Origin of the sequence: Nocardia veterana NBRC 100344 (assembly GCF_000308855.1) — a bacterium.
GTDB classification, from domain to species: Bacteria; Actinomycetota; Actinomycetes; order Mycobacteriales; family Mycobacteriaceae; genus Nocardia; species Nocardia veterana.
Map to the genome: position 1 here is coordinate 54,866 of NZ_BAGM01000032.1, position 9,680 is coordinate 64,545.

The following is a 9,680-nucleotide window of genomic DNA, read 5'->3' on the forward strand; positions in this document are numbered from 1 at the left end:
CCGGTGCGGTGGTTCGGTAATCTGGGCGGCATGATGGCGCGGGTGCGTGCGGCGGCGGTGGTGCTGTGCGCCCTCGTGTTGTCCGTGCTCGCCGCGGTGGGTGTGCCTGCGGGCGAACCGAATTCACTGCTGGCCGTCGGAGCCGCGGCCGCCCTCGCGCTCGCGGTGCTGGCCACTTGTTCCGGCCGGATCCGGCTGGTGCCCGTCGCGCTCCGCAGCGGGCCACCGGTGTCCGCGCAGCAGCGCCGCCGGGGATCCTTTCTGCGACAGAGCAATCCGGATGCCGCGGGTCGAGTGCGGCCCCGGGCGCCGGGGCGCCGGAGCTGATCGCGTCGTCGGACGCGGTCCGCTCGGTGACCCTGTTCCTGCCCGTCCGCGTACGGGTGCCTCGTAGTGAGGTGATCTCTCATGCTCGATTTCGTGTATTACCCGGTATCCGCGGTGCTCTGGCTGTGGCACGCCGGCTTCGCGGCACTGTTCGGTGCCACGAGCGGCGCGGCCTGGGTGGCGGCCATCGTCATGCTGGTCGTCACCCTGCGGCTGGCCCTGTTCCGGCCGTATCTGGCCCAGGTCCGCTTCTCCCGAACGATGGCACTGTTGCAGCCGGAAATCCGCCGGTTGCGTGCCGAATGCGGCGACGATCGCGAACGGCTGGCGTCGGAAACGCGAAAATTGCAGCAGCAGCACAACTTCAGCGTGCTCGGCGGTTGCCTGCCGCTGCTCGGGCAAACCCTGATGTTCCTCGGGCTCTACCACGTGCTGCGGTCGTTCGACCGGACCGGCGCTTCGGGGTCCCTGTTCGGCGGCGGGCACGCCATGACCCCGGAGCAGAATGCCGCGACCGCCAACTATCTGTTCTCCCCGGAGCTGGTGCGATCGTTCCTGCAGGCCAGGCTGTTCGGTGCGCCGCTGTCGGCCACGGTGACGGGTTCGGCCGGGTCCGTGGCCACGGTGGTCGCGGTCGCACTCCCGCTGCTGCTGATCGCCGCGATCACCACGCACTGCACGGCCCGTGCGTCGATCGCCCGTCAGCTCGAGTCCACACCGCAGACCCGGATCATCAACGCGATGACGCTGTGGCTGTTCCCGCTCGGCGCACTGGCCGCCGGGCTGGTGCTGCCGGTCGGCATCCTGATCTACTTCGCGACCAGCAACACCTGGACCTACGTGCAGCAGTATCTGGTGCACCGGCGGCTGGATCCCCCGGTCGCGGTCGCGCAGCCGGCGCGTCCGCCGGCCTAGGCCGGTTACCGCCCGGCGGGCTCGGACTCGGTCTCGTCGAGCTCGACGTGCGGGGCGCCCCAGCCGATATGGGATTCGGCGCGCATGCGCCGCACCATATGTGGATAGTGCAGTTCGAAAGCAGGTCGCTCCGAACGGATTCGGGGAAGTTCGTAGAAGTTGTGGCGAGGCGGCGGACAGGTCGTCGCCCACTCCAGGGAATTGCCGTAACCCCACGGGTCGTCCACGGTCACCACCTCGCCGTAGCGGTAGCTCCGGAATACATTCCACACGAAGGTGACCATCGAGAATCCGAGGATGAACGAGCCGATGGTGGAAATCGTGTTGAGCGTGGTGAATCCGTCGGTGGGGAGGTAATCGGCGTACCGGCGCGGCATGCCCTCGGCGCCCAGCCAGTGCTGCACCAGGAAGGTGGTGTGGAAGCCGAGGAAGGTGGTCCAGAAGTGGAGCCGGCCGAGCCGCTCGTCGAGCAGCCGGCCGGTCATCTTCGGGAACCAGAAGTAGATTCCGCCGAAGGTGGCGAACACGATCGTGCCGAACAGCACGTAATGGAAGTGCGCCACAACGAAATACGAGTCGGTGACGTGGAAGTCCAGCGGCGGGCTGGCCAGGATGACCCCGGACAGTCCGCCGAACAGGAAGGTGACCAGAAAGCCGAGTGCCCACAGCATCGGTGTCTCGAAGGTCAGCTGGCCCTTCCACATGGTGCCGATCCAGTTGAAGAACTTCACGCCGGTCGGCACCGCGATCATGAATGTCATGAAGGAGAAGTACGGCAGCAGTACGGCCCCGGTGGCGAACATGTGGTGCGCCCACACTGCCACCGACAGCGCTCCGATGCTCATCGTCGCGTAGACCAGCGCGGTGTAGCCGAACACGGGTTTGCGGCTGAACACCGGGAAGATCTCGGTGACGATGCCGAAGAACGGCAACGCGATGATGTACACCTCGGGATGGCCGAAATACCAGAACAGGTGCTGATAGAGCAGGTTGCCGCCGGTGGCCGCGTCGTAGATGTGCCCGCCGAGATGCCGGTCCACCATCAGGGCCATGAGCGCCGCGGTGAGAATCGGAAAGGCCAGCAGGATCAGCACGCTCGTGACGACGATATTCCAGGTGAACAGCGGCATCCGGAACAGCGTCATACCCGGCGCGCGCAGGACCACCACCGTGGTGAGCATATTGACCGCGCCGAGAATCGTCCCCAGACCCGACACGGCCAGACCCATGATCCACATATCGCAGCCCACCCCGGGGGAGTGCACGATATCCGACAGTGGCGTGTATGCGGTCCAGCCGAAGTCGGCCGCGCCGCCCGGGGTGACGAAGCCGGCGGTGGCCATGCCGGCGCCGAAGATGTAGAGCCAGTAGCTGAGCGCGTTCAGCCGTGGAAAGGCCACATCCGGCGCGCCGATCTGGAGCGGCAGGATGCAGTTGGCGAAGCCGAACACGATCGGGGTGGCATAGAACAGCAGCATGATCGTGCCGTGCATGGTGAACAGCTGATTGAACTGTTCCGGCGACAGGAACTGCAGGCCCGGCCTGGCCAGTTCGGCCCGCATCAGCAGCGCCATCAGACCGCCGATCAGGAAGAACGCCATCGAGGTCGCGATGTACATCATTCCGAGCAATTTGGGATCGGTCGTGGTGACGATGTTCCAGATCTGCGATCCCTTCGGGGCGACCCGCCTGGGATAAGGCCTCACGGCTTCGATCTCGGCGGCGCCGCGAGATGGTGCTGTAGTCACAGTTCCTCCTCGAGCCCAACCATCTTCGAGTGTGGCACCGCGGCAAGATCAACGGGTTCGAATCCGGCGGGGTATCCGGTGTGGTGATCGGTCGTGATCTTCGGAGACGGCCTCATGCTCCCATCGATACCCACTTTCCGGTGCTCGGATCGCCGGGACTGCTGGTGGATCGCTGGGAAGTAACGGATGCGTCGGGAGCCTCCCCCGGAACACGGCCCGGGAGTACGGTGGGACCCGACCGTTTCGGAGTGGTTCTGCGGGTGAGCGCGGCGGTGCGGACCATAGCTGTCCGTTCGCTCGCCGCTGCGACGACGAAAATTCCGACAGACGAGGTGTGGACATGACCGCTGCCTGGCCCAGTTCGTTCAACTCCTTCGACGATCTGTTCAACCGTTTCTTCGGCCCCGGAATGGCCGCCCAGCCCCCGGTCCAGCGCATCGATCTCGGCAGGCTGCTCAGCGACAGCGCCAAACAACTGATCGCGACGGCCCGCGGGGCCGCGCAGGAATGGGGCAATCCGGAGGTCACCCCCGAACATCTGCTCTACGCCGCGACCCAGGTCGAGCCGTCGCGCGGGGTGATCGGTCAGCTGGATCTGGATCCGGACAAGGTGGCCGCGCAGATGCGTTCCGCGGTCGGCAGCGGGGAAGCCGCCGCGACCTCGGGTGGCCAGGTGGTACTGGGGCCGGGGGCGAAACTGGCGCTGCGCAACGCCCAGCGCAGCGCGGCCGAGGCCGGCTCGAGCTACATCGGCCCGGAACACATTCTGCTCGGCATCGCCGACAATCCGGAAAGCCCGGCAGCGCAAGCCCTTTCGGGTGCCAAGCTGCCGGTCGCCGAGGGGCCGAAGAAGCCGAGCGATACGCCCACCCTGGACGAATACGGCCGCGACCTCACGGCCGAGGCCCGGGCCGGCAAGGTCGATCCGGTCGTCGGCCGCGCCGAGGAGATCGAACAGACCGTGGAGATCCTGTCGCGGCGGCGCAAGAACAATCCGGTGCTGATCGGCGATCCGGGTGTCGGCAAGACGGCCATCGTCGAGGGTCTGGCCCAGCGCATCGTCAACGGGGATGTGCCCAGCACGCTGGCCGACCGGCGCGTCGTCGCGCTGGATGTGGGGTCGCTGGTGGCGGGCAGTAAATACCGCGGCGAATTCGAGGAGCGGCTGACCAAGATCCTCGACGAGGTCCGCGAACACTCCGACGAACTGGTGCTGTTCATCGACGAGTTGCACACCATCGTCGGCGCGGGCACCGGTGGCGAGGGGTCGATGGATGCGGGCAATCTGCTCAAACCGGCACTGGCCCGCGGGGAACTCCACGCTATCGGCGCGACGACGGTGGACGAGTATCGCAAGTACATCGAGAAGGACGCGGCGCTGGAACGGCGTTTCCAGCCGGTGCTGGTACCGGAACCGTCGGTCGCCGACACCATCGAAATCCTGCGCGGGCTCGCCGATGTCTACGAGGAACACCACCAGGTGCACTACGACGACGAGGCATTGGTGGCCGCCGCCGAACTGTCCGATCGCTACATCACCGATCGGTTCATGCCCGACAAGGCGATCGATCTGGTCGATCAGGCCGGGGCCCGGGTCCGGTTGCGCACCCGCATGCCCGGTCCGGATCTGCGGGCGGCCCAGGAGGAGGTGTCGCGGCTCGAGCGCGAGAAGGATGCCGCGGTAGCGGCCGAGGATTATGCCCGCGCCGACGAGCTCAAGGCCGAACTCGCGGCCGCCGAGGAACGGGTCGGCCACATCAGTGCCGACGAGGCGCCCACCGTCACTGTCGACGATATCGCCGAGGTGGTGTCCAAACAGACCGGAATTCCGGTGTCGGAGCTGACCGTCGAGGAGCGCCAACGCCTGCTGCAACTCGAGGACGTCCTGCACAAGCGGGTGATCGGTCAGGACGAGGCGATCGTGGCGGTCGCCGAGGCGGTGCGCCGGGCTCGCGCTGGGATGAAGGATCCGAACCGCCCGATCGGATCGTTCCTGTTCCTCGGCCCGACCGGTGTGGGCAAGACGGAATTGGCGAAAGCGTTGGCGGAGGCGGTATTCGGCGACGAGGACCGGCTCGTCCGCTTCGATATGAGCGAATTCCAGGAGAAGCACACCGTTTCCCGGCTGGTCGGCGCCCCGCCCGGATATGTGGGCTACGACGACGCCGCGCAGCTCACCGACAAGGTTCGCCGCCAGCCGTATTCGGTGATCCTGTTCGACGAGGTGGAGAAGGCGCACCCGGATGTGTTCAACGTGCTGCTGCAGTTGCTCGACGACGGGCGGGTCACCGATTCGAAGGGCCGCACCGTCGATTTCAAGAACACCATCGTGATCATGACCAGCAACATCGGTTCGGATCTGATCCTGAAGGCGACCTCGGCGGAACTGGATGCGATCACCCCGCGCCTGATGGAGCGGCTGCAACAGCATTTCCGTCCGGAATTCCTCAACCGCATCGACGAGACCATCGTCTTTCATCGACTCGACCAGGAGGAGCTGCGCCGAATCGTGGATCTGGTACTCGACGGTCCGCGGCGGCGGCTGCGGGCTCAGGACATCGAGCTCGACGTCACCGATGCGGCCCGGGACTGGTTGTCGGAGAACGGGTATCAGCCGGAGTTCGGTGCCCGGCCGCTGCGCCGGACGGTGCAGAAGCAGCTGGAGAATCAGGTGTCGCGGCTGGTGCTCGGCGGCGAGTTGAACCCCGGTGACACCGTGCGCGTCGATGCCGGCGACACCGGCCTGCTCGTCTCGGCGGTCACCGGCTCCGGTGGCGAACGATCGCTGGACACCTCCGGCAACGGACAGAAACCGAAGGGGAAGAAGGCCAACGCCAAGAGCGACGGCAAATCCGAGAAGAAGGCGAGTGCGAAATCGGGGAAGGACTGATACCGCGGCTGTTCGGTCCGGCATGCGTTCGGCGAGGGATGTCCCCCTCGTCGGCTATCCGGACATGCCGGACAACACGCCCGCGGTGAGGTCCCGCATGCATTCGACCACCAGGGTGGCCGGGTTGCTTTCTCGCCCGGCCGGGTCGGCGGCCCACTGTTCCAGGCCGATCCGGATGGCGCCGGCGGCGGCCGCGGCCAAGGTGCGCAGCCGCAGCGGCGCGGTGTCGGGGGACAGGTCGGTCAGCAATTCCAGCAGTGCGTGCTCACCGGTGAGGTTGACCCGGAACCAGACCGCGCGCAGGGCCGCGTCGTCGGCCATGGCACGCAGCAGCCCCCGAGTGATGTCGAGTTCGTCGCGATCCACCACGTTCAGGGCTCGGATCGCGGCGGCTTCCAGTTCCGCGGCGGTCGGCAGCCGGTCCGGTCCGTCGCCGAGGATGTCCAGCCAGCGAGACGCACCCGCCGACAGCATCGGTTCCACGGCATCCTCTTTGGTACGGCAGTAGCGGTAGAAGGTGCGTAGGCCGACGCCGGCCTCCGCGGCGATCCGTTCGGCCGTCACCGCGGCGGTGCCGTATTCGGCGAACAGCCGGGCGGCCGTGTGCGCGATCTCCATTCGGGTCGCGGTCTTGCGCCGCTGCGCCAGGTTCGGACGTGGCGATTCGCCGCCGGATGGACCGGTGTCGGACTCGGGCATGAGTCACCTCCTGTCCCTATTTTATGCATGCTTTGTCACTCTGGCACGACGTGCCAAACAGGCGTAGTGTGTCTACAGATCGAGAAAATCCAGTCGAGGAGAGTTTCGCAATGGAGCGTTTCGCAGACCGCCGTGTTCTGATCACCGGCGCCGGATCCGGAATCGGGCGCGCCACGGTACATCGGATCCTGTCCGAGGGCGGCACCGTCGTGGCCGCCGATGTCAACGAGGCCGGCCTGGCCGATACCGCGAAGCAGGCGGCCGAAAAGGGTTACGCCGACCGGTTGACCACCGTGGCGATCGATATCTCCGACGAGGACTCGGTGCAGGCCGGGGTGGGTAAGGCCGTGGAAACGCTCGGCGGCCTCGACGCGCTGGTCAACGCCGCCGGCATCCTGCGTTCGGCGCACACGCACGAGATGCCGCTCGCCGACTGGAACCGGATCATCACCACCAACCTCACCGGCACGTTCCTGATGATCCGCGCATCGCTGCCCGCGCTGCTGGACAGCGGCCGTGGGGTGATCGTAAACTTCGCCTCCACCTCGACCTACTTCGCGCACCCGTACATGTCGGCGTATGCGGCGTCGAAGGGCGGCATCATGTCGATGACCCATGCGCTGGCGTCGGAATACTCCAAGCAGAATTTGCGCGTGGTAGCGGTGGCGCCCGGTTCCATCTCGAGCGATATGACCGACGGTCGTGGTCCGGGTCTGCCGGAAGACGCCGATTTCTCGCTGTTCACCAAGCTGACGCCGATGCTGGGCCAGGGCTTCGCCTCGCCCGATACCGTCGCCGGTGTGGTGGCCATGCTGGCCTCCGACGACGGCGCCTTCATCACCGGTACCGAGGTGCGCATCGACGGCGGCACGCACGCCTGATCCGTTCGCGGGTGGTCCGGGCCGATCCCGGTCAACGGGAAAGCTCGGACCGGAACAGTAACCTGTTCTATTGTGCTGGCGGGGCCGATATCAGGAGGTGACCGCGATGGATCTCGTTGCGTTGGAGGAGATTCGTGCGTTGAAGTACCGCTATCTGCGCACACTGGATATGCGGGAATGGGACGAGTTCGCCGACACCCTCGCCGAGGACGCGGTGGCCGACTACGGCTCACCCTCGGGTGGGAAACCGCTGCAGTTCGAGGGACGTGCCGCGATCGTCGGGTATCTGAGCGGTGCCATGAGCGGCACCATGATCACCTCCCATGTGTGCAGTCACCCCGAGATCGCCATCGACGGTGACACCGCCTCGGGCAGTTGGTGTCTGGAGGACACCGTCATCGTTCCCGAGCACGGGATCATGATCCGGGGGGCCGCCTACTATCGCGACACCTATCGGCGCGAGGCCGACGGGCGCTGGCGCATCACCCGGACCGGATATCAGCGCAATTACGAGACGATGGTTCCGCTCGCGGCCATGCCGGGCTTCACCATCACCGCCAGCCGCTGGGATCCGAGCCTGTCGCACTGAGCCCGCCGGGCGTTCAGGCGCGAGCGGTGCGGCGCAGCGCGGTCGGCGTGGTGTTCCACCATCGGCGCGCGCAGCGGGTCAGTGTCGCCTGTTCGGCCAGGCCGAGCAGAGCGGCGATCTGGTTCATGGGCAGATCGGTCGTGGTCAGATAGCGGCGCGCCTCATTGCGCCGCACATCGTCGACGATGGCGGCGAATGTGGTGTTCTCCGCCGCCAGCCGCCGCTGCAGCGTGCGCGGGTGGATGGTCAGAACCCGTGCCACCGAGTCGATTTGCGGCGCGGCGGTGCCCAGCAGCTGCTGCACCGCCGCACGCACATGCGGCACGGTCGAGGTGCCGGTGTCGCCGGCCTGTTCGGCCAGGAACGCCACCGCGAGCCGGCGCAGATTGGCATCACCGCCGGCGATCGCCCGGGTGGTGAGACTGCTGGGCAACCGCAACATCGCCGCCGGTCGCTCGAACCGCACCGGAACGCCGAAGAAGTTCTCGTAGGCCGCGCGCGGGCCCGGTGGGCGATACGGCAACTCCACCGACCGCAGCCCGTACGGACCGTCCACCAATCGGGTCAGGGTGCGGTGCAGAAAACCCAGCCCCAGATCCGTGCCCTGAACCGGCGTGGGCAATCCGGCCTCCACCCCGTAGCGCAGCGCGGTCACCCCGCGGTCCCCGTAGGGATCGGGTTCGATGGTCAGGCTCAAGGCGCGGGCGTGGACGAACAGATAGCGCGAGGTGCATTCCAGCGCATCGGCCAGCGTGGGGGAGCTGCGGATGGCGAGCGCGAGCGGCCCGAGCATGCCGAGATCCTGCCGGGCGGCGATCCGTAGCCCGAGATCGGGGCACCGCAGCCGGTCGGCCGCGATCTCCAGCACCAGAGCCATCGCCTCGTCGGACACCAGGAGATCGTCGGCGTCCAATGCGGCGATCGGATAGCCGGCGGCGGCCGCGTACTCCTCGGCATTGCCGCCGAGTTCGGCCACCGTCGCGCGAAAACCGCGCAACCCGGCCGAGCGGATCACCGACATGTCGTCCAGAATCAAATACTTGTCGCGCAAAGTCAAGAATGCGGTGGGCGCAACCAGCACACTGGAACCATGACCGCAGCTGGTGAATATGTCGATGTCGTCATCGTGGGCGCCGGCCTGTCCGGAATCGGCGCCGGTTACCGCGTACAGACCGAATTGCCTGGAACGTCCTATGCGATTCTCGAGGCGCGCGAGGCGATGGGCGGCACCTGGGACCTGTTCCGGTATCCGGGCATCCGCTCCGATTCGGACATGTTCACCCTCGGCTACCCGTTCGAACCCTGGCGCGACGCCAAATCCATCGCCGACGGTCCGTCGATCCTGCGCTACATCACCGAGACCGCGCGCCGGTACGGGATCGACGAGCGGATCCGCTACGGCACGAAAGTCCTCGCGGCCCGGTGGTCCAGCGCCGACGCCCGCTGGACTCTCACCCTGCGCCAGGGCACCGAGACCCGCACCCTGAGCTGCCGCTTCCTGTACTCGTGTGCCGGCTACTACGACTACGATCAGGGGCACGCACCCGAATTCCCCGGCGCCGAGACCTTTTCCGGCACGATGGTGCATCCGCAGTTCTGGCCGGAGGATCTCGACTACGCCGGTAAGACCG

9 protein-coding genes are annotated in these 9,680 nt (G+C 66.8%); 6 read left to right on the forward strand and 3 right to left on the reverse strand.

Annotation, left to right across the window (positions count from 1 at the left end; all coding sequences use genetic code 11):
- The first annotated feature begins 3 nt into the window (after positions 1–3).
- Positions 4–327 (forward strand): DUF6412 domain-containing protein, encoded by a 324-nt coding sequence (locus tag ON37_RS06125; RefSeq protein WP_245553076.1) that lies wholly within the window; start codon positions 4–6, stop codon positions 325–327.
- An 81-nt stretch (positions 328–408) separates the two neighbouring features.
- A complete protein-coding gene (yidC, locus tag ON37_RS06130) occupies positions 409–1,242 on the forward strand; it encodes a membrane protein insertase YidC (RefSeq protein ID WP_040717710.1) in 834 nt (277 codons plus the stop codon).
- A gap of 5 nt (positions 1,243–1,247) precedes the next feature.
- On the opposite strand, the gene ctaD is transcribed toward yidC, so the two are convergent.
- Entirely contained in the window at positions 1,248–2,990 is a 1,743-nt protein-coding gene (ctaD, locus tag ON37_RS06135; RefSeq protein ID WP_083892757.1) for an aa3-type cytochrome oxidase subunit I, read from the reverse strand.
- A gap of 340 nt (positions 2,991–3,330) precedes the next feature.
- Between ctaD and ON37_RS06140 the strand changes: the two genes are divergently transcribed.
- Entirely contained in the window at positions 3,331–5,880 is a 2,550-nt protein-coding gene (locus ON37_RS06140) for an ATP-dependent Clp protease ATP-binding subunit (protein ID WP_051031253.1), read from the forward strand.
- A gap of 54 nt (positions 5,881–5,934) precedes the next feature.
- On the opposite strand, the gene ON37_RS06145 is transcribed toward ON37_RS06140, so the two are convergent.
- Entirely contained in the window at positions 5,935–6,579 is a 645-nt protein-coding gene (locus ON37_RS06145; protein ID WP_040717712.1) for a TetR/AcrR family transcriptional regulator, read from the reverse strand.
- A 110-nt stretch (positions 6,580–6,689) separates the two neighbouring features.
- Between ON37_RS06145 and ON37_RS06150 the strand changes: the two genes are divergently transcribed.
- Entirely contained in the window at positions 6,690–7,460 is a 771-nt protein-coding gene (locus ON37_RS06150; RefSeq protein ID WP_040717715.1) for an SDR family NAD(P)-dependent oxidoreductase, read from the forward strand.
- 106 nt (positions 7,461–7,566) lie between these two features.
- Positions 7,567–8,049: a nuclear transport factor 2 family protein gene (locus ON37_RS06155; protein WP_040717717.1), complete on the forward strand. Its 483-nt coding sequence runs from the start codon at positions 7,567–7,569 to the stop codon at positions 8,047–8,049.
- A 13-nt stretch (positions 8,050–8,062) separates the two neighbouring features.
- Here the strand turns inward: ON37_RS06155 and ON37_RS06160 are convergent, their stop codons facing one another.
- Complete coding sequence (locus ON37_RS06160) at positions 8,063–9,130, reverse strand: AraC family transcriptional regulator (protein WP_245553078.1); 1,068 nt, start codon at positions 9,128–9,130, stop codon at positions 8,063–8,065.
- A gap of 9 nt (positions 9,131–9,139) precedes the next feature.
- Here ON37_RS06160 and ON37_RS06165 point away from each other — a divergent pair.
- Positions 9,140–9,680 (forward strand): flavin-containing monooxygenase (locus tag ON37_RS06165; protein ID WP_040717721.1); only part of this gene is annotated, 541 nt, incomplete at its 3' end.